This window comes from Microbacterium yannicii PS01 (genome assembly GCF_000304335.1).
Taxonomy (GTDB): domain Bacteria; phylum Actinomycetota; class Actinomycetes; order Actinomycetales; family Microbacteriaceae; genus Microbacterium; species Microbacterium yannicii_A.
In genome coordinates, this window is the sequence record NZ_CAJF01000021.1 from 19,145 (window position 1) to 45,276 (window position 26,132).

Below are 26,132 nucleotides of genomic sequence, written 5' to 3' on the forward strand. Positions count from 1 at the left end.
CGGTCCGCGAAACGGCCCGTCACTGCCCACCGCCGGTGAGGGCGAGGTAGGCGTCGCGGTCGAGGAGGTCGCCCAGAGCCGACGTGTCGACGCGCAGCTTCACGAGCCAGCCGTCGCCGAACGGATCGGCGTTCACGAGCGACGGGTCGTCGACGACGGCGTCGTTGGCCTCGAGGACCTCGCCGGTCAGCGGGGCGTAGAGCTCGCCCACCGACTTCGTCGACTCGATCTCTCCCACGACGGCGGCCGCGGTGACGGTGCTGCCCACGCTGGGCAGCTCCACGAAGACGACGTCGCCCAGCTTGTCGGCGGCGTAGTCGGTGATCCCCACCGTCGCGATGTCGCCCTCGAAGGCGATCCACTCGTGCTCGGCGGTGTACTTGAGGCTGCTGAGGTCGGTCACTTTTTCCTCCTGTAGAAGGGCAGGGTCGTCACGGTGGCGGGAATGCGGGTGCCGCGGACATCGATGAACAGCGGCGAGCCGGCGGCGACCGCAGCGGGCGAGACCATGCCCATCGCGATCGGATGCCCGAGCGTCGGGCTGAGTGCGCCGCTGGTGATCTCGCCGACCGGGGTACCCCCGTCGGCGGCGTCGAAGACGGCGTAGCCGGCACGGCCGGCACGCCGGCCCTCCGAGACCAGGCCGACGAGCACGGGGGCGTCGTCGGCGGCGGCGGCGAGGCCGGCTCTGCCGACGAAGTCGTCCTTGTCGGTGGCGACGACGCGATCGAGCCCGGCCTGGGCGGGCACGACATCCAAGGTCAGCTCGTGACCGTACAGCGGCATCCCCGCTTCGAGGCGCAGGGTGTCGCGCGCGGCCAGGCCTGCCGGGACCAGTCCGTGCGGAGCGCCTGCGGACAGCAGTGCGTCCCACAGTGCCGTCGCCTTCTGGTTCGGCACGAGCAGCTCGAAGCCGTCCTCTCCGGTGTACCCGGTGCGGGCGATGAGCAGCGGCTCCCCCTCGTACAGCGCGGATGCCCAGGCGTAGTACCCCAGGTCGGCGAGCGACGGCGAGACGTCGGAGAGGCCGGGGGTCGCCTCGACGACCGCCTGCGCGGACGGTCCCTGCACGGCGACGAGCGCGAAGTCGTCGGTCAGGTCTTCGACGGTCGCCGAGAATCGCGAGGAGCGCTGCGAGAGCGCTCGAGCCACGGCGTCCCGGTTTCCGGCGTTCGCGATCACGAGGAAGCGCTCGTCCGCGAGGCGGTACACGATGACATCGTCGATGATGCCTCCGGATTCGGCGAGCACGAGCGAGTACTTCGCCTTGCCCGCGCGCATCGTCGAGATCCGGCCCGCGAGGGCGTGATCGAGAAAGGCCGGCGCGTCGTGACCGGTCACCTGGAGCTCCGCCATGTGCGAGATGTCGAACAGGCCTGCCGCGGAGCGGACCGCGTGGTGCTCGGCGAGATCCGAGGTGTAGCGGACCGGCATCAGCCATCCGCCGAAGTCGGTGAACGAGGCGCCGAGCGCCTCATGCCGGTCGTGCAGCACGGTCGTGCGCGGAGCGGAGAGCGGATCGGCGGATGCTGTCATGAGTTCTCCCGTGGGCGGGCAGGCGTCGGTCGGCGCCTGTGAACTCCCCCTCTGTACATGGGCCTGAGAGTTTCGCCGGGTGCGAGCACCCGGGTTTCACCGTCGGCGGATTCCCGCTGCGCGTGAATCGCTTTCCAGAGTCGGCCGTCCCGAACGGTACGCGTACCTGAGAGATTGGCGGGGAGGCTTGCTCCTTCGGTGCTCGGCGATGGTGCTGCCGAGGCTCTCCCGCCCGGGTCGTTGGCCGGTATTGACTTGCGCAGTCAGCATACCGGTCGGGCCCGTCATCCGATGCAGCGGCCCGATGACACGGCGGTGTTCAGCGCAGGAGCCCGCGCCACGACAGGCTCCAGCTCCACCGTCATCATCGCGTAGCCCAGTTCGGGGTCGCTCTCACCGCGCGCGAAAACCACCCCCGCGACTTCTCCGTCGCCGGTCAGCAGCGGTCCTCCGGAGTTGCCAGGGCGCACGGGTGACTGGAGGGAGTAGATGGCGCGCGGGGTCCAGTTCTCGTCGTAGATGTCAGGCACGGGCGGGGTTCCCGACGAGAGCACCGTCGCCGGCTCCGCCCTGAATGGGCCGCCGAGGGGGTAGCCCTGCACGACGGCGGCAGCGCCCGGCTCCAGTTCGGGCACGGTGGGCAGGGCCGCCACGCCGAGGCCGTCGACCGCGATCACGGCGAGGTCGTCCACGGGATCGAAGTACACGATGCGCCCCTCGCGTGCCCCGACACCCGGCAGCTCGACGACGGGCGTCTCCACTCCTGCCACGACGTGGGCGTTGGTGACGACACGGTCGGGCGCGATGACGAACCCGCTGCCGGTCGCGCTGCGCCCGCACGCGTAGGCCGTGCCCGAGACGCGGGCGACGGATGCGGCTGCCTGAGCCAGCTCGGGATCGTCGAGTGCCACCGGAGCGGCCGGCTCGGCGGGCTCCGGCGTCAGCAGCTCGCCGAGCTGCGGCAATCCATCGTCGACGACGACGCCGCCGAGCTCGGCGAGCGCCCTCTCGACCGGATCGGGGGTGATGGCCCTGAGCCCGGACAGCACCTGCGACGAGGCGACCGCGGAAGAGATGCCGGGGAGCCCGGCAGTGGCGATCGGCGGAGTGACGAGCACGAGGGCGAGCGCGGCGACGACCACCGAGGCGACGCCGCCGAGGAGGCGCTCGACCCAGCGCAGCTTCAGCCGGTCGGCACCGGAGCGCAGTGCCGCGCCGATCGCCGAGCCGAGGAAAGCGCCGAGCACGAGCAGACCGAGCACCGTGGCGATGACGGCCAGCACGCGGTACTGCCGTGACGGGACGGCGTCGTTGACGATCGGGGCGAGCCAGTGCGCGGCGAGCGCACCGGCAACCAGACCGGCCAGCGTTCCGATGCTCGCGAAGAACCCCCGGCGAATGCCCGAGACGAGGGCGAGGGCCAGAAGAAGGATGATGAGCACGTCGACGACGATCATGCGCTCTCCTTCCCGCTCCCCCGGCAAGGCTACGCATTCCGGCTGAGAACCGACCGCGACGTGCCGCGAACGCCGGTTTGGCTTCTGGTCACTATGACACTATGATCGGAGTGAGAGTTAGAGTCATCATGACAAGAACAACATCCCCATCCCCGCAGCCCGCCACCGCAGACGCCACCCGCGTGGCCGTGTCGACGGTCATCTTCACGCTCGGACGCCTTCCCGACAGTGACGAGATCGGCGTCGTCCTGCCGCTCGTCCTTCGCACCCGTGATCCGCACGAAGGTCAGTGGGCGCTCCCCGGCGGGTGGCTCGACGTCACCGAGAGCCTCGAGGCGACCGCCTCGCGCACCCTCGCCGAGACGAGCGGACTGGCGCCGAGCTATCTTGAGCAGCTCTACGCCTTCGGCGCGGTGGACCGCTCCCCCACCCGAGTCGTCTCGATCGTGTACTGGGCGCTGATCCGCGGGGACGAGATCCCCGACCACAGCGTCGAGAACGTCCGGTGGTTCGACGCCGCCGCCCTGCCGCAGCTCGCGTTCGACCACAACGAGATCGTCGAATACGCACTCTGGCGACTGCGAAACAAGGTCGGCTACAGCCGCATCGCGCACGGACTCCTTCCCGGCGAGTTCACGCTCGCCGAGCTCCGCGAGGTGTACGAGGCGATCCTCTCCCGCCGCCTCGACCCTGCGAACTTTCGCCGCCAGGTCGAGAACTCGGGAACCCTCATCCCCACCGACCGCTTCCGCACCGGAAGCCACCGCCCCGCGCGGCTCTACCGCTACAACCAGGACGTCGAGCTCTCGGACCGCGGTCCGCTCGGCGCCCGCACCTGACACCCGAACGGAGCGCCCGACATGCCCGCCGTCAACATCACCCTCCAGCCTCAGCCCGGCCCCGCGCAGCGGACTCGCGGCGACGCCTCGGTCGACCACGCCATCCAGGCGATCGTCGCCGGAGCATCGATCGCCGAGACCTGCAACACCGACCTGGCCGCTGGCCCCTGGGACTTCGACGCCCGCCCCGGCTACGGTCCCGGGTCGTCCATGGGCGACGTCATCCCCACCGGCGCGCCCCGGCAGGGCGAGCTCCCGCGCGAGTACCGGGACGCGTCCGAGCCCGACCTCGACCGGCGCATCCGCGCCGCGAAAGCGACCCTGGGCGACCGTGTCGTGGTGCTCGGCCACTTCTATCAGCGCGAAGAGGTCGTGACCCACGCCGACTATGTCGGGGACTCCTTCCAGCTCGCCAACGCCGCCCTCGAGCACCCCGACGCCGAGGCGATCGTGTTCTGCGGCGTGCACTTCATGGCCGAGACCGCCGACCTGCTCTCACGCCCCGAGCAGGCGGTCATCCTGCCCAATCTCGCCGCCGGCTGCTCGATGGCCGACATGGCCGACATCGACCAGGTCGAGGAGTGCTGGGAGCAGCTCGCCGAGGTGTACGGCGACATGGATGAGAAGGATGCCGACGGCCGTGTTCCGGTGATCCCCGTCACGTACATGAACTCGTCCGCTGCGATCAAGGGCTTCGTCGGCCGCCACGGCGGAATCGTCTGCACGTCGTCGAACGCGCGCACGGTGCTCGAGTGGGCCTTCGAGCGCGGCCGCCGCGTGCTCTTCTTCCCCGACCAGCACCTGGGCCGCAACACCGCCAAGGCGATGGGTGTGCCTCTCGGGCAGATGCCGATGTGGAATCCGCGCAAGCCGCTGGGCGGGGCATCCGTCGCGCAGCTCGACGACGCGCGCGTGATCCTGTGGCATGGCTTCTGTTCGGTGCACCGCCGCTTCACCGTCGACCAGATCGAGAAGGCGCGCGCCGAGCACCCCGGTGTGCGCGTGATCGTGCACCCCGAGTGCCCCATGGAGGTCGTGGACGCGGCCGACGAGGCCGGGTCGACCGACTACATCCGCAAGGCCATCGCCGGCGCCGCCGAGCCGACGACGTTCGCGATCGGAACCGAGGTGAACCTCGTGCAGCGCCTCGCGGCGCAGTACCCCCAGCACGAGATCTTCTGCCTCGACCCGGTCGTGTGCCCGTGCTCGACGATGTACCGCATCCACCCCGGGTACCTCGCGTGGGTGCTCGAGGGTCTCGTCGCCGGCCAGGTGCTCAACCGCATCACGGTGCCGCAGGACGTCGCCGAACCCGCACGCGTCGCCCTCGAGCGGATGCTGGCGGCCAAGCCCCCGGCGGCGGTCCCGTCGAACGCGATGCCCGTCGTCGCGGATGCGTCATGACCCGCGCCATCGTCGTCGGCAGCGGCATCGCCGGGCTCACCGTCGCTCTGCATGCCGTGGAGCTCGGCTGCCGCGTCACCCTGGTGACCAAGGACGTGCTCGAGCACGCGAACACCCGCTACGCCCAAGGCGGGATCGCGGGCGTCATGTTCGACGACGACCGCGCCGAGGATCACATCAGCGACACGCTCGTCGCCGGGGCCGGGCTGAGCGATCCGCGGGCGGTGCGGGTTCTCGTGGAAGAGGGCCCCGCCCGCATCCGGGAGCTGATCGCGCTCGGCGTCGCGTTCGACCTCGACGTCGAGGGTGCTTTCGTCAAGGGCCTCGAGGCTGCGCACTCCTACCCGCGCATCCTCCACGCCGGCGGAGACGCCACCGGAACAGCGATCGAGAAGGCGCTCGTGGCCCGTCTGCGCGGGAGCGACGTCGATGTGATCGAGCACGCGTTCCTCGTCGACCTCATCGTCGGTGACGGTCGCGTGAAGGGTGTGCAGCTCCTCGTCGGCGAGACGGCGGACCAGGCTGGGGATCGGCTCGTGGTCGAGGCCGACGCCGTCGTGCTCGCCACCGGAGGAGCGGGCGAGCTGTACGCGCACTCGACGAATCCTGTCGTCGCGACCGGCGACGGCATCGCGGCCGCGCTGCGCGCCGGCGCCGCGGTAACAGACCTCGAGTTCTTCCAATTCCACCCCACGGTCCTCCCCGGCACGGCTGACGCCGCCGGCGCGTCCGTGGGTGAGGCGTTCCTGGTCTCGGAGGCGGTGCGCGGCGAAGGGGCGACGCTCGTCGACGAGCACGGCCGCCGGTTCGCATTCGATGCGCACCCCGACGGCGAACTCGCCCCGCGGGACGTCGTCGCGCGCGCCATCGCCCGCCAGATGCAGGCGCAGGACGGACGCCCGGTGCTGCTCGATGCCACGAGCCTGCCGGGAACGGATGCCGCAGCCCGGGCCGCGTTCCTGGCACGGCGCTTCCCGACCATCGACCGCGCGGTGCGCGAGCGCGGCCTCGACTTGGCGCGCGAGCCCATCCCCGTCACTCCGGCGGCGCACTACCTGATGGGAGGGGTGTCGACCGATCTGCACGGCCGCACCTCGCTCCCCGGCCTGTACGCGGTCGGCGAGGTGGCCCGAACCGGCGTCCACGGTGCCAATCGGCTCGCCTCGAACTCGCTGCTGGAGGGGGCCGTCTTCGGGGCGCGCGCGGGCGACGCCATCCCAGCGGACGCGGCATCCGGAAGCTGGCCCGCCGCCGTCGAACCGCGACCTGAGGGAAGCGTTCTTCGCGAAGCTCCGCGTCCGTCCGTCGGCGCCTCGCGCGACGCTCCACCGTTCACGCGTCGCGCGCTGCAACAGCTCATGTGGGAGCACGCGGGTCTCGTGCGCGACGCCGACGGCCTCGGGCACGCGGCATCCGTCCTCGCCGGCTGGGGTGCGCGATCCCGGACTCCGGTCAGCGAGCACGAGCACGAGAACGAGAACCTGCTGCTGGTCGCGCAGCGCCTGGTGGCCTCAGCGCTCGAGCGTCGAGAGTCGGTCGGCGCCCACTACCGCAGCGACGCATCAACGTACGCAACTCCTGAACAAGCGGCCACAAGGGTGCTGCAGCCGGACGGGCCCGGCCTCCCGGCGGCGGATCTCAGGAGTTGTGCACAGCCATCCGCGGAGAGGGAGGCCGTCGCATGCTGAACCGCGCCACGATCGACCGCGTCGTCGCGGCGGCGCTCGAAGAGGACGCGCCGTGGGGCGACCTCACGAGCGAATACCTCATCCCGGAGAACGCGGTGGCACGAGCCGACCTCGTCGCCCGCGAGCGGGGGGTGTTCAGCGGAGGCGAGGTGTTCGCCGCGGCGTTCCGGCTGACCGACCCGCGCATCGAGGTCGAGCTGGTCGTCGAGGACGGCGAATGGTTCGAGCCTGGAGCCGTGCTCGCCGTCGTGAGCGGGCCGGCGCGCGGCGTGCTCACGGCCGAACGGATCGGCCTGAACTTCGCGCAGCGCATGTCGGGCATCGCGACGCTGACCGGCGCCTACGTCGCCGAGGTCGCGCATACGCGCGCCCGCATCGCCGACACCCGGAAGACGACGCCCGGTCTGCGGGCGTTCGAGCGCAAGGCCGTGAGGGACGGCGGCGGTCGCAACCACCGGCATTCGCTGTCGGACGCCGTCATGGCCAAGGACAACCACCTCGCAGTCCTCACGCAGAAGGGCGCGTCGGTCACCGCCGCGCTCCTGGCCGCCAAGGATCGTCTTCCCCACACCGCCCATCTCGAGGTCGAGGTCGACCGACTGGACCAGATCGAGCCGGTGCTCGCCGCGGGAATCGGCACCATCATGCTCGACAACTTCTCGCTCGACGACCTCCGCACCGGTGTCGCGCAGGTCGCCGGTCGTGCGACGGTCGAGGCATCCGGCGGCGTGTCGCTCGAGACGGTGGGCGCGATCGCCGAGACCGGCGTCGACGTCGTCTCGGTCGGGGCCCTCACCCATTCGGCGCGCGCCCTGGATCTCGGCCTCGACCTCCGCATCGACGTGGGCGATCACAGCTGACGACGGATCGACGACATGAGCATGCTGTACCTCGACAACGCAGCCACCACGCCCGTGCGCCCGGAGGTGCTCGAGGCGATGACCCCGTACCTCACCCGATGGTTCGGCAACCCGTCGAGCCACCACACCGTCGGCGAGGCGGCGGCGGACGCGCTCGATGACGTGCGGGCGCGGGTCGCGCGGGCGCTCGGCATGCGTGCGGGCGACATCGTCTTCACGTCCGGCGGGACGGAGGCGAACAACCTCGCCGTCAAGGGCATCGCGCTGGCGGCCCTGCAGCAGCGCGGTGCCCGTCACATCGTGACGACCCCGATCGAGCACGAATCCGTGCTCGAGTCGGCGGACTACCTCGCCCGACTGCACGGCTTCGAGGTGACGCGGGTTCCGGTCGACGAGCACGGGCGGGTCTCCGCGGACGCGGTCGCCGCCGCCCTACGGGACGACACCGCGCTGGTGAGCGTCGGGTATGCGAACAACGAGGTCGGGACGGTGCAGGATGCCGCGGCCCTCGCCGCCTCCGCCCACGAGCAGCGCGTTCCGCTGCACCTCGACGGCGTGCAGGCCGCCGGGTGGCTACCGCTCTCGTCGCGTGATCTCGGCTTCGACGCCGTCTCGCTCGCCGGCCACAAGCTCGGGGCCCCGAAGGGCACCGGCGTGCTCGCCGTGCGCGGGCGCGTGCCGCTCGAGCCTCTGATGCACGGTGGCGGACAGGAGCGGGGGCGCCGCAGCGGCACGGAGGACGTCGCGGGAGCGGTGGGCTTCGCGGTCGCGCTCGAACTGGCCGAGGCCGAACGGGCCGCGTCGTCGGTTCGCGTGTCGGCGCTGCGCGACAGCTTCATCGCCCGTGTGCTGGCGACGGTGCCGGCGGCGACGCTCACCGGCCATCCTGTGCATCGGCTTCCCGGAACGGCGAGCTTCACCTTCGCCGGCACCAGCGGTGAGGCGGTGCTCCTCGAACTGGAGCGACGCGGGATCGTGTCGTCGAGCGGGTCGGCGTGCGCTGCCGGCAGCGACGAGCCGTCGCACGTGCTGACGGCCATGGGCATCTCGCGCGAGGTCGCGCAGACCGCCGTGCGCTTCACCTTCTCGCACGGGATGAGCGGACCGCTGGACGCCGTCGCCGACGCGGTCGCCGCATCCGTCGCCGCCGTACAATCGGGCGGGTGACCTCGCCGAACGCGCCCGATCCTGACTCGTCCCGGGCGACGCCCGGAGAACCACCCGTGGTGACGGTCATCGTTCCGGGGTTCGACGTCGCGGCCTATGCCGTCGAGGCACTGGACTCGCTTCGCGCGCAGACGCTGCCGCGGTGGACGGCCGTGCTCGTCGATGACGCCTCGACCGATGCCACCGGCGAGATCTTCGACGCCGCGGCCGCCGCCGACCGGCGATTCCACGTCGTCCGCCACCCGGAGCGGCTCGGCCTGGGGGCGGCCCGCAACACCGGACTCGACCTGGTGCGCACGCCTTTCGTCGCCTTCCTGGACGCCGACGACCGCTACACCCCTCGCGCCCTCGAGCGTCTGGTCGGGACGGTCGCCGCGAGCGGCAGCGACGTGGCCCTCGGCGCCTACGTGCGCCTGCGGCCCGATACCGCCGGCGGCTACACCGCGGGCGAGGTGCAGCCCTGGGTCGCCGCCGCCACCGCACCGGCACGGACCGGGACGACCCTTGCTCACCACCCCGAGGCATCCGGCAACATCGTCGCCTGGTCGAAGGTCAGCCGCATGGATCTGTGGCGGCGGGCCGGCCTGCGCTTCCCCGTCGGCAAGGCGTACGAGGACCAGATCGTCGCGCAGCAGCTGTACACCCGCGCCCGGTCGTTCGACGTGATCCCCGATGTGGTGGTGGAGTGGCGCGAGCGCGCCGACGGTTCGTCCATCACTCAGCACAGGAGCGAGCTGCCCGTGCTCCGCGACTATCTCGAGGCCCTCGGCGGCGGAATCGCGGTGCTCGATGCGGCGGGCGAGGCGCGGGCCGCGGCATCCCGCGTCCGTCTCATCCTCGCGATGGACCTTCCGCCGCTGATCGACCTCGCGAAGAATCACCCCGACGACGCCTACCGGCGCGCGCTCGGAGTCTTCGTGCGGGACGTGTCTTCCCGGGTCAACGGCGACGGACCGACGGGCCCCGCCGCGACGGCGCTGGCGGCCGCCCGCCTCTGGTGAGCGCCGCCCGGCGCGCCACAGGCACTCACTCGCCCTCGGCGGGCGGAGCCTCCACCAGCGCGATGCCGGCGGTCCGCGGCTGCAGCGCCTGGTCCGGAGCGGCGTCCGCCCGGCGCTCGGGGTGATCGGCCGCGGGCTCGGACTCCTCGACCTCGAGGATGCGCGTCGTGGCCAGCTGCTGGGCGGCGAGCTCGGCGTACAGGCCGCCTTCCGCCAGAAGGGATCCGTGCGTCCCGGACTCGACGATGCGACCCGCCTCGACGACGTGGATCACGTCGGCGGCGATCACCGTCGACAGCCGATGTGCGATCGACAGCGTGGTGCGCCCGCGTGCGGCGGCGTCCAGCGCCTCCTGCACGACCCGCTCCGACACGGTGTCGAGGGCCGACGTGGCCTCGTCGAGCAGCAGGACGGGCGGATCCTTCAGCAGCACGCGGGCGATGGCGATGCGCTGCTTCTCGCCGCCCGACAGCCGGTAGCCGCGCTCGCCGACGACGGTGTCGTACCCCTCCTCGAACCCTTCGATCACGTGGTGGATGTTCGCCGAGCGGCAGGCGGCTTCGAGCTCGGCATCCGTGGCCTCCGGCTTCGCGTACCGCAGGTTCTCGCGGATCGTGGCATGGAAGAGATAGGTCTCCTGCGAGACGATCCCCACGTGGTCGATGATCGACTCCTGGGTCAGCCGTCGCACATCCTCGCCGGCGAAGAGCACGGCGCCGTCGGATGCCTCGTAGAAGCGCGGCGTCAGGTAGAGCACCGTGGTCTTCCCGGCCCCGGAGGGTCCGACGAAGGCCACATGCTGACCCGGCTCCGCTACGAACGAGACCCCGTCGAGGGTGGCTCGGGCGTCGGGAGCGGCATCCGGATAGCGGAAGACCACGTCGCGGAACTCGATTCGGCCGAGCGGACCCGGAGCCTGCTCGACCGACACCGCGTCGCGCGCGTCGCCGATCGCCGGCACGAGATCGAGGTACTCGAAGATGCGGGCGAACAGCGCGGCCGAGGTCTGCAGATCGAGCGACACGCGCATGAGGCCCATGAGCGGCATGAGCAGCCGGGCCTGCACCGTGGTGAACGCGACCACCGTGCCGGCGGTGATGGCGTCGGTGCCGCCGACGATGAAGTACCCCGAGACGAGGTAGATCACGGCCGGCACGCTCGACATCAGCACCTGGACGACGGCGAAGAAGCCCTGCCCGCTCATCGCCCGCCGCACCTGCAGACGCACCTGGTTGCGGTTCTCGTCCGCGTAGCGGGCCGACTCGGTGCGCTGCCGGTTGAACGACTTCGACAGCAGGATCCCCGACACGCTGAGCGTCTCCTGCGTGATCGAGGTCAGCTCCGAGAGCGACTCCTGGGTCTCGCCGGCGATCCGTGCCCGCACCTGCCCCACCCGCCGCTGCACGATGACGAGGATCGGCATCAGGATCACGGCGATGATCGTCAGCCGCCAGTCGATCAGGATCATCGCCACCAGTGACGCGACCACGGTCACGGTGTTGCCCAGGATGCTCGTGACGGTGTTCGTGAGCACGCCGGAGACTCCGCCGACGTCGTTCTGGAGCCGGGACTGGATGACGCCGGTCTTGGTCCGCGTGAAGAAGCCCAGCTCCATCGCCTGCAGGTGGTCGAACAGCGTCACCCGCAGGTCGCCGGTGACACGGTTGCCGACCGTCGAGGTGAGCCACGTCTGGAGGACGCCGAGCGCGGCCGACAGCAGGAACAACCCGATCATGAGCCCCACCAGGCGCCACAGCAAGGGGATGTCGGGCGAGGACCCGTCGACCGGGAAGAGTGCGTCGTCGAAGATGCGCTGAACGAGCAGCGGCGGGATCACCGCGATGCCGGCGCCGACGACCACGAGCACGCCGGTGATCGCGATCGACCATCGGTAGGGGCGGAACAGCGCGACGACGCGGCGCCCGAGGTCCGGGATCTTCGGCGCCTCGGCGTTCAGCCGCCGCTGGGCCTCGTTGTCGACCGGACGAAAACCGGGGTGACCGCCGCCTCCGCCGCCTCCCCCGCGCATGCTCATATCCGCCAGCCTAACGACCGGCGCCGACGCTAGGCTGACCGCATGACCGCCACCTCCGACTCACCCGAACATGTGACTCCGGCCCACGACGGCAGCGATCTCGCCGCCCTGCGCGAGGAGATCGACGCCCTTCAGGCGATCCCGCACGAGGAGCTCATGAACCCGCTGCCGAAGAACGTCGAGGATCGCGAGCCCGCACCGCACTCCACCGACGCCATCGGCTCGGAGAAGTGGGACGAGCCGGCCGATCAGGAGACCCTGGAGGACTGACCCGGCCTTTTCACGCCGTGTTCCCCTGATTCGGGAATGCGACGTCGGACGGGGTGGTTATCGTGGAGGCTTGCCATCCTCGGGTGGCCCTTTGCTGTCCATCCGAGCCTCGAGGAGACGCCCTATGGCCGCCATCGACACCACCCCCGGCACCGGCAGCATCCCCGCCGTCTCAGCGCGGAGTACGGGGTCTCCGCTCACACTCGGGGCGAAAGAGAGCCGCGTCATCTGGCTGCTGCTCGCCGCCGCGTTCGTGGCCATCCTCAACGAGACCACGATGGGCGTCGCGATCCCCGACCTCATCGACGATCTCGGCATCACCGCGCTGGCGGCACAGTGGCTCACGACCGCGTTCATGCTGACGATGGCGGTCGTCATCCCGATCACGGGCTTCCTGCTGCGCCGATTCACCACGCGGACCATGTTCGTCGCCGCGATGGGCCTGTTCTCGACCGGCACGCTCATCGCCTTCCTCGCTCCAGGCTTCCCCGTTCTCCTCGTCGCGCGCGTCGTCCAGGCTTCCGGCACCGCGATCATGATGCCGCTGCTCATGACGACGATCATGACGGTCGTCCCCGCCGCGATCCGCGGCCGCATGATGGGCCGTGTCAGCATCGTCATCTCGCTCGCCCCGGCGATCGGGCCGACCTTGGCCGGTGCGCTGCTGAACGCGTTCGAGTGGCGCTGGATCTTCGGCGTCGTACTGCCGATCGCCCTCGTCGCGCTCTTCGTCGGCGCCCGGTGGATCCACAACCTCGGCGAGACGACGCACGCTCCGATCGACATCCCCTCCGTGATCCTGTCGGCCCTCGGATTCGGTGGCCTGGTGTTCGGCCTGAGCCAGCTCGGTGCCGGCGGTCACGGCGGTGGCGCCGAAGCGGCTGCTGCCAGCGCGACCTCGACCACGACGCTGGTCGTCTCGCTCGCGATCGGCGTCGTCGCGCTGGGCCTGTTCGGGTGGCGTCAGGTGCGGCTGCAGCGCAACGACGATGCGCTGCTCGACCTGCGCGTGTTCCGATCGTCGAACTTCTCGCTGTCGATCGCCCAGATGGCGATCATGTCGATGGCGTTCTTCGGCGCCATCACCGTGGTGCCGCTGTACCTGCAGCGCGTGCTCGAGGTGGACCCGCTGCAGACCGGTCTCGTGGTGCTGCCCGGCGCGCTCGTGATGGGACTTCTCGGCCCGGTCATCGGCCGGATCTACGACCGCTGGGGCACCACCGTGCTGCTGGTGCCGGGTGCCTTCATCACGAGCGGCACGCTGTGGTTCTTCACCACCTTCGGTTCCCAGACGCCGGTTCTCACGATCGCCATCGCGCAGACGGTCCTCTCGATCGGCCTCGCGCTGTCGTTCACGCCGCTGTTCACCGCGTCGCTCGGCTCGCTGCAGCCCAAGTTCTACTCGTACGGGTCGGCGATCGTCGGCACGATCCAGCAGGTCGCCGGCGCGGCAGGCATCGCGCTGATGTTCGGCGTCATGGCCGCGGCCTCGGCCACGGCCGCCGAATCCGGGGCGGACGCGATCGCCGCCGAGGCGGCGGGCACGCACGCGGCGTTCCTCATCGCAGCGATCCTGTCGCTGCCGCTGCTGGTCGGAGCCTTCCTCATCCGCAAGCCGGTCGACCAGCCGATGGGCGCGCCGATGGCGCACTGACGTCGCCTCAGCTCATCGCTGATGCCCCATCCTGTTCAGGGTGGGGCATCAGCATGTCCGGATGCCGGGATCGAGAAGGTGATTCCGTGCGGATGTCAGTGGTGGATGACGGCCTTCAGCGCGACCAGCACGGCGCCGAAGCCGGCCGTGACGACGGCACTGAGCAGACGCGGAATCCAATGCGTGCTCCAGCGGGCGACGGCGATCCACCCGAGGACGCCGAGGATGACCGTGTCGACGATCAGCGCCGTCCAGATGGACGTCGTGTCGTCGATCACCTCGGTGGTGCCCAGCAGGAGGATGACCAGCGGCGGGACGGCTGCCACCAGCATCCCTGCGAAATGCCGCGCGGATGCGCCGATGCTCGCTCGCAGCCCCGCGTGCCCGTCGGTCATCGCCAGACGCGCCAGCACTCCCGCATAGACGTGGGCGAGGTAGAAGACGATGACGGTGACGACGACGGTCACCAGGGCGTTGATGGATGTTCCGACGATCGAGCCGCTGACGACGATCATCCCCGAGACGAGGATGAGGCCGTAGACGGCTTCCTCGGTCATGAGGATCCGCGCCACCGAGGGCGAGGCGATCGGCTGGCCGTCGCTCATGAGAGGATCGACGGCCCGGTGACGCGGCGACTCGTCAGTCAACGCCGCAGCTGGAGCCGCCGCAGCAGGATCCCGCCGACTCGACCACCGTGAGGAGGTTCTTCTCGTCCGAGACGGGCTGAAGGGCGGCGGGGGTCGGAAGCTGCTGCGTCGTCATGCTGACCATGCTACGCGCGGACGCGGCTGCGGGCGTCGACCGCAGCCTCAGAGCGCTTCTCCGTCGGTCTGGCAGGTCGGGCAGTACTGCGCAGAAGCTCCCGAGAAGGTGACGTCGCGGATCGTGCCACCGCATACGGGGCAGGCCTCGCCGGCTCGCCCGTGCACGCGCATCGCCGCCACCTTGGCCGCCTTGAGCTCATCGATCGGGACGCCCTGGCAGGCGGCGATCGCATCCCGCACGGTCGACACCGTCGCGTCGTAGAGTCGTGCTCGCTCATCCTCTGTCAGAGTCGCGGCATGCGCGACCGGCGAGATCCGGGCGAGATGCAGGATCTCGTCCGAGTACGCGTTGCCGATGCCCGCGATCGACTCCTGCTCCTGCAGGATCGCCTTGATCTGCTTGCGCCGACCCCCGACCGCGGCCTCGAACACGTCCCGCGTGAACGATGGGTCAGCGGGGTCGGGCCCGAGCCTCGCGATCGCGGGCACCTCACGCGCGTCGTCGACCACGAAGAGTCCCAGCGAGACCCAGGTTCCGGCGTCGGTCACCGCCATCGTCGCGTCGCCCGACAACTCGAATTCCGCAAGCGCCGGCGGCTGCTCGGGATTCGACTCGACCGCCGCATCGCCCGCGTCCGTGCCGATCGCCGCATCCCACCGCATCCAGCCGTGACGGCCGAGTGAGACGACGAGGCTGCGGCCGTCGAGAGTCAGCTCGATGTGCTTGCCGTGACGTCTGGCGCCGGTGAACGACGCTCCCACAAGCGAGGACGGCGGTGCGGCGCGGGTCTTGATCACGCGGAACTCGAGGACGTCGACGCTCCGGGCCTCCCGCCCGGACACCTCTCCGTCGAGGAACCGGGCGAGAGCTTCGACCTCGGGGGACTCTGGCATGCGGCCATCATTCCACCCGGCGGGGACAGGCCGACAGAGCGAGGGTCAGGCGTGGGCGGGCGGGCGGTGCGGGATCGGCTCGGGCTTGAATGCGCCGCCGGTTCGGGAGCGCTTCAGCATGCGGGAGGCGGCACGGAACACGGTTTCGAGCGACGGATAGCGGGCGGTTCCGAAGCCGATCGAAACCCAGACCACTTCGTACATCCCGGAGTCGAGCAGCTCGACGTAGGCGATGAGGCTGGCGGCGTCGGTGCGCGCGACGCTGCGGTCGCAGAGGCGCCACGATTTGTCTGCCAGTGGTATGAGGGCGAGTCGGTTGCTGTCGGTGCGGTACATGTCTGCCTCCTGTGCAGGGGTCACTCGTGCCGGTCGGCGGGCATCGGCAGGGCGCGTTCGAAACGGCGGCGGTCAGCCGTCTTCTTCGCACCCGGGTGGCCGTCGTGCTCGTCGGTTCCTCGGCGGGGGTCGGGGGTGCGCGATGCGTCGTCGCCGTGATCGGTCGGCGCGACGGTGTGTCGTCCCGATCCGGTGGCACTCATCGAACGAACCTCCTCTGTCGAGGATGGCCTACTGACGGATCGGGGCCGCGGGGGTTGACACCCTGCAGATCCGCAGTTACGCGGGTCCGTGTGGGCCCGGCGTCGAGGCCGGTCCTGCGTCAGGACTACGCCCGCCATCGCACAGTGTCAACCCCCTGCGCGGCGTGCGCAGCGCCTCCTTAGCGTCGGGAGCGCAACCACGGAACCTCACGGAAGGAGCGACCCATGACCGTCGCGAGGGAGATCATGACACCCGACCCGCAGTGCGTCGGCGAGAACGAGACGCTGGTGGACGCCGCCAGGATGATGGCATCGCTGGATGTCGGCGCGCTGCCGATCTGCGGGGAGGACAAGCGGCTGAAGGGCATGATCACCGACCGAGACATCGTCGTGAAGTGCCTGGCGCAGGGCGGCGACCCGTCGACGACGACGGCGGGATCCCTCGGCCAGGGCAAGCCCGTCACGATCGGTGCCGACGACAGTGCCGAAGAAGCCCTCGAGACGATGAAGCGCCATCAGGTGCGTCGCCTTCCCGTCATCGACGGCCACGATCTCGTCGGCATCATCAGCCAAGCCGACGTGGCGCTCTCCCTGACCGAAGCCGAGACCGGGCGGACCGTCGCCGAGATCTCTGAGGAGTGAGCGACGAGCCCACTCCCGCCGGGTGACTGGCGGGTCGCCCCCGCGCGGCGCCGGCTCTGGAAACCGGCGCCGCACTCACCTCCGGTCGTCGACCCGCTTTCTGATGCCGTCGAGCAGGCCGTTCCTCGCTCGGGCCAGGAAGGTGCTCTGGTCCTTCCCGATGTGATGCAGGAAGATCTCGTCGGCGCCGGTCACCGACGCGAGTTCGGCGAGACGTTCGGCCGCGTCGTCGTCGTCCGTCACGATCATCGCGCCGCGCTCGAGGGCCGCACGGTCGGAGGTGTCCGCCAGCCGGTCGAACTCCTCCGGCTGCTCCACCTCCCACATCACGTCGGCGGGAGCGGTGGCGTGTCGCCACTGGTCCTTCACGATCTCCAGGGCCTCGTTCTCGGTCTCTGCGACGCAGACGTGAACCTGCACCGCGCAGGGGCCGGTGCCCCCGGCATCCCGGTACGCATCCAGCACGCCGCGGACGGTCTGCGGATCGTGCCCCACCGTGATCAGTCCCTGCGCCCAATCCGCAGCCCAGGCGGCGGTCGGCGCCGAGGCGGCGGCCGCGCGGAACGGGGGCGGGTTCTGCGGCAGGCTCCACAATCGCGCGTCGTGGACGCGGAAGTGGCCGTCGTGGTCGACCCGCTCCCCTGCGATCAGCCGGCGCATGACCGCGACCGCCTGCAGGAGGCGTTCCATGCGCTCTTCCTTCGGCGGCCACGGATCGCCGGTGACATGCTCGTTGAGCGCCTCGCCGCTGCCGAGCGCGGGCCAGAAGCGGTCCGGGAACATCTCGCCGAGCGTCGCGATCGCCTGCGCGGCGATCACCGGATGGTAGCGCTGCCCGGGAGCGGTCACGGTGCCGAACGGGAACGACGTGGTCGCAAGCGCCGCACCCAGCCAGCTCCAGGAGTATCCGGACTCGCCCTGGGCCATCCCCCACGGTGCGAGGTGGTCCGAGCACATGGCGGCGTCGAAGCCGGACCGCTCCGCCTCCTGCACATCTGCCAGAAGCTGGGAGGGCGGGAGCTGCTCGTGCGAAGCATGGAAGCCGAGGATCACCATGATCCCAGCCTGCGGACAATGGGCCGGTTCTCACACCGCGTTGCTCAGGCCGCCCGATCGTGGTACTCGGACACCGAGCTGTTCCCGATTACCCGCGCGCCGCGGCACTTCTCCGGCGCGGTCCGGTGATGTTCGGAGTAGCGTGGAGCACGATCTGCCATGACGGAAGCATTCATCACCACGCTCGAAGAGCTCGAGCGATCGGCCGACCGCCCCGATCGCTTCAGTTCGTCGTTCGTTCGAGTCCTCCCGATCACCGGCGCCGCCGTCTCCACGGTGGGACGCGTGCTGGGTAGCGAGACGGTGTCGGCGACCGACGATGTCGCCGCGCATCTGGACGAGCTGCAGTTCGATCTCGGCGAAGGTCCGTGCTGGGACGTCGTCGGAGGAGCCGCGTTCGTCGCGGAGCCTGATTTCCGGACCAACGGTGCACGGCGCTGGCCGAGCCTCGTGGCCGCGACCGACAGGGATGACGTCACGTCGATGTTCGCCCTCCCGCTCGCCGTCGGCGATCTTCGATTCGGCGCCGTCGACCTCTACTCGCGGCGCCGCATGCTCCTCGATGACCGTCACATCCAGCAGGCGACGGCGATGGCCGAGGTCATCGGACGCCACGTCCTCCGCGATGCGCTGACGAACATCGACATCGACGGCGACAGTCAGGTGAAGCCCTACTCCCGGCGCGTCGTGCATCAGGCGACCGGCGTCGTGCTCGCCCAGCTGGACCTGACCCCGGACGACGCACTGCTCGTGATCCAGGCCCACGCCTTCGCGAGCGGCCACAGCATGATGCAGGTCGCGAAGGACGTGGTCGAGGGACGACTCCGCTTCGTCCGTCAGTCCACGGGGATCGAGGCGACGCGATGACCGCTTCCACCCGCGAGGCTCGACTTCTCGAGACGTTCGCGGTGCTGGCCGACACCCTCGTGGACGACTACGACGTCGTGGATCTGCTGCAGACGCTGGTCGACGCTTGCCGCGATCTTCTCGACACGACGGATGCCGGCATCCTGCTCGCCGATCCGGAAGGCTCGCTCGAACTCATCAGCTCCACCAGCGAGGCCGCCGATCTCGTTGAGGTCATGCAGGTCGGCGCGGAGTCCGGACCCTGCATCGAGTCCTTCCGCAGCGGGAAGCATGTATCGCTGCCTGATGTCGCGCACGCTCCTCCGGAGTGGAGCGACTTTCGGCGTACCGCCCTGGAGAACGGATTCGCCGCCGTCGAGGCGATTCCCATGCGCCTGCGCGACGTCACGATCGGCACGCTCAACCTGCTGCGGTCGGACCCGGGATCGCCGCCGGCCGACGACTTGGCCGCAGCGCGGGCCTTCGCGGATGTCGCCACGATCGGCATCCTCCATGAGCGGACGGTGCGCGAATCGGAGGTCCTGTCGGCGCAGCTGCAGCTCGCGCTCAACAGTCGTGTGGTCATCGAGCAGGCGAAGGGTGTGGTCTCGTTCACCGCGGGTGTCCCCATCGATGCCGCGTTCAGCCTCATCCGCAGCTATGCGCGGCAGCATGGACTGCGCCTCAGCGATGTCGCCGCGCGTGTGGTGCGGCGCGAACTGCGACTCGCTCCCGAACCGTCCTGACCGGCCGAATTCAGCGATCTCCCGGGTGCGGAGTCGGCGACCGTCGACTACCCTGGGTTTCCTACCCCAGACCCCGGTAGCCGCCGATCAGTCGCACACGTTTGGGGTTTTCCGTGAAGATGTTGATCACCGAGGTCGGGTCGTACCTCACCGGCGACGCCATCGCCGATGCTGTCTTCGACTACTGGCTGGCTTTGACCCGAGAGCACCGGGCCGACGTCGTGCGGGTGCCGATCATGACGATCGACGGGGAACGGTCCTACGTCTCCCTCACCATCGGATGGATGACCTCGCTTGCGGCGGTCGACCGCGATGACATGGCCGACCTCGAAGACGACGAGGCCGTCCGCGTGCTCGCCGCCAAGACCCGCGGTCTCCACCCGAGTGGCGACCGCTCGATGCAGCCGTCCGACGTGGCAGACATGTCGCTGGGCCTCCTGATGTAGCGCGAATCCTGTCGAGCGATCCTCGAACGTCGTGCTCGCGGGGTCATTGACGGCTCTGCCCGCAGTTGGGATGCTGACCAGGTCACGTCCGGCCCCGGGGATGAAGGTGATCACTGTGACGATCTCGACTCGTGCTGCTCAGGCGAAGGCCGCCGTCGACGTGGTGACGACGTTCTTCGGCCGCATCCAGGCACTGGCGAGTGACCCTCGCGCCCTCGATCTCACATTCGGCAACCCGCACGAGATGGCCCTCCCCGGGCTGTCGGGGGCGATCCGCGCTCAGGTCGAGCCGCAGTCGGTCGACTGGTTCGCGTACAAGACGAGCGAGCGCCGCGCGCAGGAAGCGGTCGCTGCGGGGCTCACCGCCGAGCTCGGGCTGCCGTTCGAGCCCGAAGACGTCGCGATGACGCAGGGTGCGTTCGGGGCGATCCAGCTTGCGCTGGCGCTCCTGACGGATGCCGGCGACGAGGTCGTCCTCCCGGTTCCGGGCTGGTTCTGCTACGAGCCGATGCTGCATGCCACGGATCTCGTTCCGGTGCGCGCGTTCCTCGAGCCTGTCACCTTCGACCTGGACGTCGGGGCGATCGCGCAGGCGATCACACCCCGCACGAGGATCGTGATCGTCAACTCCCCAGCCAACCCGACCGGTCGGGTCTATTCGAAGGAGAAGTGGGACGCGCTCGGCGAGGTGCTCGACCAGGCCTCGCGCACCCACGGGCGCCGCATCTGGCTCCTCTCCGACGAGCCGTACCGGCGCATCCGCTTCGACGATGTGGCCTTCGCCAGCCCGGCTGAGTCGTACCCGTGGACGGTGATCGACTACAGCTTCGGAAAGGTGCTGCTGGCGCCCGGACAGCGGCTGGGCTATCTCGCGCTCTCCCCCGCCATCCCCGCCGCCGAGCGAGACGAGCTGCGAGCGGCCCTCATGCCGCTCGGGCTCGCGATCGGCTGGGGCTTCCCGGATGCGGTCATGCAGTACTCGGTCCCCGAGCTGGAGACGCTGACGATCGACATGGCGGAGCTGACACGGAAGCGGGATCGGCTCTACGGCGCGCTGGCGGACGCAGGGCTGGAAGTCACCCGCCCCGAGGGGACCTTCTACCTGTGGGGTCGCGCGCCCGGGGGCGATGCGATCGCGTTCTGCGACGCGCTCGCGCGACGCGGCGTCTATGTGATGCCGGGCACCCTCTTCGACCAGCCCCACCACTTCCGCATCTCGCTGACCGCGACGATGCCGATGATCGACGAGGCGCTCCCCCACCTCCTCCAGGTAGCCGACGAACTCACGGCAAGGGCGACGTCCGCTCCTCCAGCGGGATCCTGAGATCTCGCGCAGACGGAAGCGCGGTACGTTCGATTCACCGAACGAAAGGCTTCCGTGGACCTCACTCTGCTCGAGCGCTTCGTCGCCGTCGTCGACGCCGGCGTGCACGTCCCGCGTGCCGCAGACGCCCTCGGCGTTCCGCTCGCCTCCCTGCACACCTCCCTCGACAAGCTCGAGAGCGAGGTGGGTCACCCCCTCTTCACCCGCGCGAAGGCGGGATGGACACTCACTCCTGCGGGCGTCCTCCTCCTGACGGAGGCCAGGCGACGGATCGCCGCCGCGCCGGCCTCGGCGCCGAAGCCCAAGGTTCCGGCGGGCGGCAAGGCGAAGGCGTCCAAGGGCAAGGGTCGCGCGCCGGTGGTCAAGGGTCAGCCGAAGCCCTTCAAGAAGCGGCAGGGCCGATAGCAGTCGACGCTCGGTGCCGGCGCCGCCCAGAGAGGCTGACGCGCCCGGCTGTCAACCCCCGCGGTTCCCGCTTGCGGCTAGGGGATCCTGGGACGGACGCCGAGGAGGAATGATGTCCGACCCGAACCGAGATGCGCACGGGCCCATGAAGCTTCCCGACGAGCAGCCGACTCCGGACCCGACCGACCTGAGCAACCAGGCAGCGCTGCAGACGGGAGCCACCTCCCGGTGGCTCGTACCGGCGGGCGTGCTCGCTGCCGTCGCCGTCGTGCTCTACTGCTTCGCGTTCCAGATCCAGATCGTGCTGCCGGTCGTCGGCATCGTCTACGTCGTCGTGATGTGGGTCGTGATGCTCCTGGCGTCCCGTCGAGCGGGCAGCGACCGGGTGGCGGTCAACCGCCGGCTGGCGTGGCTCATGGGGGCCATGGCCGCAGGTGCGCTCGTGGTGGCCATCGGGATCTACATCGTCGAGTCGATGCGCCTGCCCTGGACCTGAGCCGCGGTCGCGCGAGTCAATCCCAGTCGAGGTACTCCTCGATGAGAACCGCGGTCTCGATCGGGTGTGTCAGGGGGAACAGGTGACCCGCGTCGCGGAGGGTCGTCACACTCGCGCGCTCGGGGGCGGTCGACTGCAGGAGGTCTCCCTGGACCGGCGGTGTGACCTCATCTTCGGCGCCCTGGATGATCAGCACGGGGATCGCCGGCGGAAGGGGGATCTCCTGCTCCTGCACACCGAGCAGCAGCAGACCGTTCAGCCGGCCGGCGTGCTCCGCCCCGAATGCGCGGGCCACGGTTCCGCCGAGGCCATGACCGCCGATCCAGGTGCCGCTGAGACCCAGGTGGTCGAGAACATCGGCGACGTCGCCCACACGGTCATCGAGGGTCACTTCGCCCGACGACGCCCCGGCCGCATCCCGGGATCCGATCCGCACGACGCGGAAGCCCGCCTCCTCGGCGAGATAGTGCCCGACCACCGCCAGGGCATCGCGCTCGAGACCAGGCTCCGGGATCAACACGAGGGTGACGGGACCCTCACCCTCATCGACGTAGGCGATCGCACGGCGATCCGGCTCGAAGATCTGGGTTTCGGTCACTCTCTCGAGTCCTCTCGCCTGCGTGTGTCTCGGTGTCCCCGCGTCCGCCGGCCATGCCTGAACCGACTCGACGACTTTCCATCCTCGCCGTCATCGGTTCCGAACTCAAATCTCTCCACCCGGCGCGGGGTCGGCGCTATTTCAGCGGATCATGGCCCCAGTTCATGAGCGAATAGCGCCAGGGGGTCTCTTTCACGTCGCCGTCCGGACGTTGAGCGCTATGACGCGCGACGTAGCCGTTCACCTTCTTCATGTGGCCGTAGTCAGCCTCCGTGAGGTCGGCCTTCTTCGTTCGCAGCAGCTTCACGATGCGGCGTCCCGATTCGTGGCCGACGGACTCACCGCCGCCGTCCTTCTGCCCGACCGACCGGGATTCGTCGGTGTCGAGCCACTCCTCGAGTTCGCCAGCCGTCATGTTCACAGCGCGGTCGAAGTCCTTCGCGATCTCTTCCTGGTCGTCATCAGCCATCCGACGAGCCTCATGGACCGGAACCGATACGAACAGGGGGTTGCGAGAAGAGGGCGGACGCGTCAGGGAGCACGCGAGGTGAGGAGCGGCTGCAGGTGCGACAGCGACGGTCGGCCACCGAGGCGCGTCACGGTCGAGGCGGCTGCTGCCGCCGCGAAGTCGCCGGCGCGCTGGGCACTCCAGCTTCGTGCGAGCGCCCGCACCAGGCCGACGAAGAAGGCGTCGCCGGCGCCCGTGCGGTCGACGACATCGCCCCCATGCGGCAGGAAGCGCATGCCGGACCGGGATCCGATGAGATCCCCCTGGCCCGGTACCTCCAGGGCGACCACCGACGGTCCGCGGTTCAGCAGGTCGGCGCACGCCGCCCGGGCACGATGCTCGTCGGCGATCGGGAATCCGACGAGCGCCTCGGCCTCGGTGGCATCCGCGCGAAGGGTGTCAGCGAGGGCGACGAGCCTCTCAGCCAGTTCCGGTTCCGGAGCACCGTCGAGTGCGACCCGTGCCCCGTGCGCGCGTGCCGCCTCTGCCGCGTGCAACAGCACCCGAGCCGGCTGCTGAGCCTGCAGACACACCGTTCCGGCGCGCCGCACATGATCTTCGGCGGCGTCGGCATCGTGCTGCGTCACCAGCGAGGATGGCGGCACATGCTCGAGCAGCAGACGCTCTCCGGACCGATCGACGACATCCACCAGGACCGCAGAGGCCCCTCGCCGAGCGACTCCGCACACATCGATCCCGTCGTCGATCGCGGCATCCCGCAGCATCCCGCCGATCGAATCGGCGCCCACTGCGCCCACCAGCGCCACCTGGGCTCCGAGCTGCCGAAGCCCGACGGCCTGATTCGCGCCCTTGCCGCCGAGCAGCCATCTGCTGTCGGTCACCCGGAACGAGGAGCCGATGACCGGAGTGCGATCGAGCCGCATCGCGAGATCCTGACCGATCTGACCGAAGACGACGAAGCGGTCTTCTCTCTCGCTCATCCGACCTCCGGGCTCGAGCCGCTCTCCAGCGCTACGGTACTCGCCTCGACTCCCGACGAATCACCGGGCGATAGGCCGCGTCAGACGTTGAAGCGGAACTCGACGACGTCGCCGTCCTGCATGACGTAGTCCTTGCCCTCGAGGCGGGCCTTCCCCTTCGCGCGGGCCTCGACGACCGAGCCGGTCGCGACGAGGTCGTCGAACGAGATGACCTCGGCCTTGATGAAGCCCTTCTCGAAGTCGGTGTGGATGACACCCGCGGCCTGCGGTGCCTTCCAGCCCTTGCCGATCGTCCAGGCACGGGCCTCCTTGGGCCCGGCGGTCAGGTACGTCTGCAGACCCAGCGTGTCGAAGCCGATGCGGGCCAGCTGGTCCAGGCCCGACTCGTCCTGCCCGGTCGACGCCAGCAGCTCGGCGGCATCCTCCGGGTCGAGGTCGATCAGCTCCGACTCGATCTTGGCGTCGAGGAACACGGCCTGCGCCGGTGCCACCAGAGCGGCGAGCGCGGCTTTGCGGTCGGCATCCGTCAGGACCGCCTCGTCTACGTTGAAAACGAAGATGAAAGGCTTCGCCGTCAGCAGGCCGAGTTCGCGGATCGGGGCGAGATCGATGCCCGACGCCGACAGCAGCTCCCCGCGCTGCAGTGCATCCTGCGCGGCCTGCGCGGTCGCCAGCACGTTCGGGTCGAGCTTCCTGCCCTTGACCTCTTTCTCATAGCGCGTGATCGCCTTCTCGAGGGTCTGGAGGTCGGCGAGCTGCAGCTCGGCGTTGATCGTCTCCATGTCGCTCTGCGGATTCACCGCGCCCTCGACGTGCACGACGTCGTCGTCGTCGAAACCGCGCACGACCTGGGCGATGGCGTCGGCTTCACGGATGTTCGCGAGGAACTGGTTGCCCAGCCCCTCCCCTTCGCTCGCACCGCGCACGATGCCGGCGATGTCGACGAACGACACCGCCGCCGGCAGGATGCGCTCCGAGTGGAAGATCTCGGCGAGCGTCGCGAGTCGCGGGTCCGGCAGGTTGACCACCCCGACGTTGGGCTCGATCGTCGCGAACGGGTAGTTCGCCGCGAGCACCTGGTTCTTGGTCAGGGCATTGAAGAGGGTCGACTTGCCGACGTTCGGGAGACCGACGATTCCGATGGTGAGAGCCACGGGCATCGAGTCTACGTGCCGACGGGGTCGCGCCTTTCTCGGGCCCCGCCTCGCCGCTACGGACGGATGCCGCGGAACGCGTGCGTCAGATACGGAAGGTCGACCACCTCGGCCCCGCTCTCGTCCACCCGCCGATTCGCGTCGAACAGGTCGCCCACGGCCCCCAGCACGCGGGCGCGATCCTCGCTCGAAGCCGTGATCACATAGCTGCGGGACGAGACCATCTGCACCAGCCCCTCGCGGTCGAGGGTGCGGGTCCACGACCACGTGCGGTTCTCGAGTGGCCCCAGCGGCGCCTCGACCGTGGGTCCGTCCTCGGCGATCATCTGCTCGGCGTGACTGCCGTGCATCGCCGCGGTGAGCTGCGCGACCCAGGGTTCGGCGTCGTCCCGGATGTTCCACACGAGTCCGAGCACGCCGCCCGAGCGCAGCACACGGCCCACCTCCGCCGATGCCACCGCCGGATCGACCCAGTGCCAGGCCTGGCCGAGCAGCACGGCGTCGAGCGAGGCGTCCGGCAGCGGCATCCGCTCGGCCGTTCCGGCGAAGGTGGGCACTCCGTGCACGCTCGCCCGCAGGGCCACGAGCATCTCGGCGTCGGGGTCGATCGCCACGACCTCTGCACCGGCCTCGACGATGGTGCGCGTGAGCTTGCCGGTTCCGGCTCCCACGTCGGCGACCCGGAGCGCGCGGCCGGGGTGCTGGACGGGCGCGAGCATCCAATCGACGGCCTCTCGTGGGTAGTCCGGCCGACCCGCCTCGTACGCGGCGGCGACGGATCCGAACGACCTCGACATCTCTTCGCGGCTGGCCATGCCCCGAGCCTATGACGACGTCCGCCGGGGGCGGCACGCACCGGATG

Annotated in this window: 30 protein-coding genes and 2 riboswitches; of the genes, 15 read left to right on the top strand and 15 right to left on the bottom strand. The window is 70.0% G+C overall.

Translation table 11 applies throughout. From position 1 onward, the window contains the following. Positions 1-19 precede the first annotated feature (19 nt). The 3 genes from gcvH to WYM_RS12425 form a co-directional block, all read right to left on the bottom strand. Positions 20-403 (bottom strand): glycine cleavage system protein GcvH, encoded by a 384-nt coding sequence (gene gcvH / locus WYM_RS12415; RefSeq protein WP_019181166.1) that lies wholly within the window; start codon positions 401-403, stop codon positions 20-22. Continuing rightward, positions 400-1,536 (bottom strand): glycine cleavage system aminomethyltransferase GcvT, encoded by a 1,137-nt coding sequence (gcvT, locus tag WYM_RS12420; RefSeq protein ID WP_019181167.1) that lies wholly within the window; start codon positions 1,534-1,536, stop codon positions 400-402. The genes gcvH and gcvT overlap by 4 nt, the downstream gene beginning before the upstream one ends. A gap of 44 nt (positions 1,537-1,580) precedes the next feature. Further along, a riboswitch (glycine riboswitch) is annotated at positions 1,581-1,679 on the bottom strand. Position 1,680: 1 nt separating this feature from the next. Beyond that, positions 1,681-1,777, bottom strand: a riboswitch (glycine riboswitch). Between the two features lie 43 nt (positions 1,778-1,820). Continuing rightward, the gene (locus WYM_RS12425) at positions 1,821-2,993 is read right to left on the bottom strand and encodes a MarP family serine protease (protein WP_019181168.1); all 1,173 of its coding nucleotides are present in this window, start codon (positions 2,991-2,993) and stop codon (positions 1,821-1,823) included. 128 nt (positions 2,994-3,121) lie between these two features. On the opposite strand from WYM_RS12425, the gene WYM_RS12430 reads away from it, so the two are divergent. From WYM_RS12430 to WYM_RS12455, 6 genes are read left to right on the top strand one after another with little or no spacing between them, the layout of a single operon-like run. After that, positions 3,122-3,832, top strand: a complete 711-nt coding sequence (locus WYM_RS12430) for an NUDIX hydrolase (protein WP_051008126.1) — start codon at positions 3,122-3,124, stop codon at positions 3,830-3,832. Positions 3,833-3,853: 21 nt separating this feature from the next. After that, positions 3,854-5,236 carry a quinolinate synthase NadA gene (gene nadA, locus WYM_RS12435; RefSeq protein WP_019181170.1) on the top strand — a complete coding sequence of 461 codons (1,383 nt, stop codon included), beginning with the start codon at positions 3,854-3,856 and terminating at the stop codon, positions 5,234-5,236. Then, entirely contained in the window at positions 5,233-6,924 is a 1,692-nt protein-coding gene (gene nadB, locus WYM_RS12440) for an L-aspartate oxidase (protein ID WP_019181171.1), read from the top strand. Before nadA ends, nadB begins: the two co-directional genes overlap by 4 nt. Beyond that, the gene (gene nadC, locus WYM_RS12445) at positions 6,918-7,784 is read left to right on the top strand and encodes a carboxylating nicotinate-nucleotide diphosphorylase (RefSeq protein ID WP_019181172.1); all 867 of its coding nucleotides are present in this window, start codon (positions 6,918-6,920) and stop codon (positions 7,782-7,784) included. The genes nadB and nadC overlap by 7 nt, the downstream gene beginning before the upstream one ends. Positions 7,785-7,805: 21 nt before the next feature. Beyond that, on the top strand, positions 7,806-8,951 hold the full coding sequence (locus WYM_RS12450) for a cysteine desulfurase family protein (protein ID WP_026059782.1): 1,146 nt from the start codon (positions 7,806-7,808) through the stop codon (positions 8,949-8,951). Further along, positions 8,948-9,952, top strand: a complete 1,005-nt coding sequence (locus WYM_RS12455) for a glycosyltransferase family 2 protein (RefSeq protein ID WP_051008127.1) — start codon at positions 8,948-8,950, stop codon at positions 9,950-9,952. The genes WYM_RS12450 and WYM_RS12455 overlap by 4 nt, the downstream gene beginning before the upstream one ends. A gap of 25 nt (positions 9,953-9,977) precedes the next feature. Here the strand turns inward: WYM_RS12455 and WYM_RS12460 are convergent, their stop codons facing one another. Beyond that, a complete protein-coding gene (locus WYM_RS12460; RefSeq protein ID WP_157525181.1) occupies positions 9,978-11,987 on the bottom strand; it encodes an ABC transporter ATP-binding protein in 2,010 nt (669 codons plus the stop codon). Positions 11,988-12,029: 42 nt separating this feature from the next. Here WYM_RS12460 and WYM_RS12465 point away from each other — a divergent pair, with 42 nt between their 5' ends. Together WYM_RS12465 and WYM_RS12470 are read left to right on the top strand one after the other, a co-directional pair. Beyond that, complete coding sequence (locus WYM_RS12465) at positions 12,030-12,257, top strand: hypothetical protein (protein ID WP_019181176.1); 228 nt, start codon at positions 12,030-12,032, stop codon at positions 12,255-12,257. A gap of 124 nt (positions 12,258-12,381) precedes the next feature. Continuing rightward, on the top strand, positions 12,382-13,911 hold the full coding sequence (locus WYM_RS12470; RefSeq protein WP_019181177.1) for a DHA2 family efflux MFS transporter permease subunit: 1,530 nt from the start codon (positions 12,382-12,384) through the stop codon (positions 13,909-13,911). A gap of 95 nt (positions 13,912-14,006) precedes the next feature. Here the strand turns inward: WYM_RS12470 and WYM_RS12475 are convergent, their stop codons facing one another. From WYM_RS12475 to WYM_RS12495, 5 genes are read right to left on the bottom strand one after another with little or no spacing between them, the layout of a single operon-like run. After that, entirely contained in the window at positions 14,007-14,516 is a 510-nt protein-coding gene (locus WYM_RS12475) for a hypothetical protein (protein ID WP_019181178.1), read from the bottom strand. 34 nt (positions 14,517-14,550) lie between these two features. Further along, positions 14,551-14,673, bottom strand: a complete 123-nt coding sequence (locus WYM_RS22380) for a hypothetical protein (protein WP_272943145.1) — start codon at positions 14,671-14,673, stop codon at positions 14,551-14,553. Between the two features lie 47 nt (positions 14,674-14,720). Further along, complete coding sequence (locus WYM_RS12485) at positions 14,721-15,569, bottom strand: Fpg/Nei family DNA glycosylase (protein ID WP_019181180.1); 849 nt, start codon at positions 15,567-15,569, stop codon at positions 14,721-14,723. A 45-nt stretch (positions 15,570-15,614) separates the two neighbouring features. Further along, complete coding sequence (locus WYM_RS12490; RefSeq protein ID WP_019181181.1) at positions 15,615-15,905, bottom strand: hypothetical protein; 291 nt, start codon at positions 15,903-15,905, stop codon at positions 15,615-15,617. Between the two features lie 20 nt (positions 15,906-15,925). Then, positions 15,926-16,108: a hypothetical protein gene (locus tag WYM_RS12495; RefSeq protein ID WP_019181182.1), complete on the bottom strand. Its 183-nt coding sequence runs from the start codon at positions 16,106-16,108 to the stop codon at positions 15,926-15,928. A gap of 225 nt (positions 16,109-16,333) precedes the next feature. On the opposite strand from WYM_RS12495, the gene WYM_RS12500 reads away from it, so the two are divergent. After that, positions 16,334-16,750, top strand: coding sequence for a CBS domain-containing protein (locus WYM_RS12500; protein ID WP_019181183.1), 417 nt, complete (start codon positions 16,334-16,336; stop codon positions 16,748-16,750). Between the two features lie 75 nt (positions 16,751-16,825). Here the strand turns inward: WYM_RS12500 and WYM_RS12505 are convergent, their stop codons facing one another. Further along, positions 16,826-17,806 carry a TIGR03557 family F420-dependent LLM class oxidoreductase gene (locus WYM_RS12505; RefSeq protein WP_019181184.1) on the bottom strand — a complete coding sequence of 327 codons (981 nt, stop codon included), beginning with the start codon at positions 17,804-17,806 and terminating at the stop codon, positions 16,826-16,828. Positions 17,807-17,965: 159 nt separating this feature from the next. On the opposite strand from WYM_RS12505, the gene WYM_RS20175 reads away from it, so the two are divergent. The 6 genes from WYM_RS20175 to WYM_RS12535 all read left to right on the top strand — a co-directional run bounded on the left by WYM_RS20175 (position 17,966) and on the right by WYM_RS12535 (position 22,069). Continuing rightward, on the top strand, positions 17,966-18,673 hold the full coding sequence (locus WYM_RS20175; RefSeq protein WP_019181185.1) for a GAF and ANTAR domain-containing protein: 708 nt from the start codon (positions 17,966-17,968) through the stop codon (positions 18,671-18,673). Next, positions 18,670-19,398 (top strand): GAF and ANTAR domain-containing protein, encoded by a 729-nt coding sequence (locus WYM_RS12515; RefSeq protein WP_019181186.1) that lies wholly within the window; start codon positions 18,670-18,672, stop codon positions 19,396-19,398. Before WYM_RS20175 ends, WYM_RS12515 begins: the two co-directional genes overlap by 4 nt. 113 nt (positions 19,399-19,511) lie before the next feature. Further along, positions 19,512-19,844 (top strand): hypothetical protein, encoded by a 333-nt coding sequence (locus tag WYM_RS12520; protein WP_019181187.1) that lies wholly within the window; start codon positions 19,512-19,514, stop codon positions 19,842-19,844. Positions 19,845-19,959: 115 nt separating this feature from the next. Continuing rightward, positions 19,960-21,168 (top strand): aminotransferase class I/II-fold pyridoxal phosphate-dependent enzyme, encoded by a 1,209-nt coding sequence (locus tag WYM_RS12525; protein WP_202802639.1) that lies wholly within the window; start codon positions 19,960-19,962, stop codon positions 21,166-21,168. A gap of 54 nt (positions 21,169-21,222) precedes the next feature. Then, positions 21,223-21,573 carry a LysR family transcriptional regulator gene (locus tag WYM_RS12530; protein WP_019181189.1) on the top strand — a complete coding sequence of 117 codons (351 nt, stop codon included), beginning with the start codon at positions 21,223-21,225 and terminating at the stop codon, positions 21,571-21,573. 112 nt (positions 21,574-21,685) lie between these two features. Further along, complete coding sequence (locus WYM_RS12535) at positions 21,686-22,069, top strand: hypothetical protein (protein WP_157525183.1); 384 nt, start codon at positions 21,686-21,688, stop codon at positions 22,067-22,069. A gap of 16 nt (positions 22,070-22,085) precedes the next feature. Here WYM_RS12535 and WYM_RS12540 read toward each other — a convergent pair whose 3' ends face one another. The 5 genes from WYM_RS12540 to WYM_RS12560 form a co-directional block, all read right to left on the bottom strand. Next, on the bottom strand, positions 22,086-22,667 hold the full coding sequence (locus tag WYM_RS12540) for an alpha/beta fold hydrolase (RefSeq protein ID WP_019181191.1): 582 nt from the start codon (positions 22,665-22,667) through the stop codon (positions 22,086-22,088). Positions 22,668-22,803: 136 nt separating this feature from the next. After that, complete coding sequence (locus WYM_RS12545; protein WP_019181192.1) at positions 22,804-23,136, bottom strand: DUF3140 domain-containing protein; 333 nt, start codon at positions 23,134-23,136, stop codon at positions 22,804-22,806. Positions 23,137-23,198: 62 nt separating this feature from the next. Then, positions 23,199-24,116, bottom strand: a complete 918-nt coding sequence (locus WYM_RS12550; RefSeq protein ID WP_019181193.1) for a PfkB family carbohydrate kinase — start codon at positions 24,114-24,116, stop codon at positions 23,199-23,201. A gap of 80 nt (positions 24,117-24,196) precedes the next feature. Next, positions 24,197-25,270 (bottom strand): redox-regulated ATPase YchF, encoded by a 1,074-nt coding sequence (gene ychF / locus WYM_RS12555; protein ID WP_026059783.1) that lies wholly within the window; start codon positions 25,268-25,270, stop codon positions 24,197-24,199. A 56-nt stretch (positions 25,271-25,326) separates the two neighbouring features. After that, on the bottom strand, positions 25,327-26,085 hold the full coding sequence (locus WYM_RS12560) for a class I SAM-dependent methyltransferase (protein WP_019181195.1): 759 nt from the start codon (positions 26,083-26,085) through the stop codon (positions 25,327-25,329). Between the last annotated feature and the right edge of the window lie 47 nt (positions 26,086-26,132).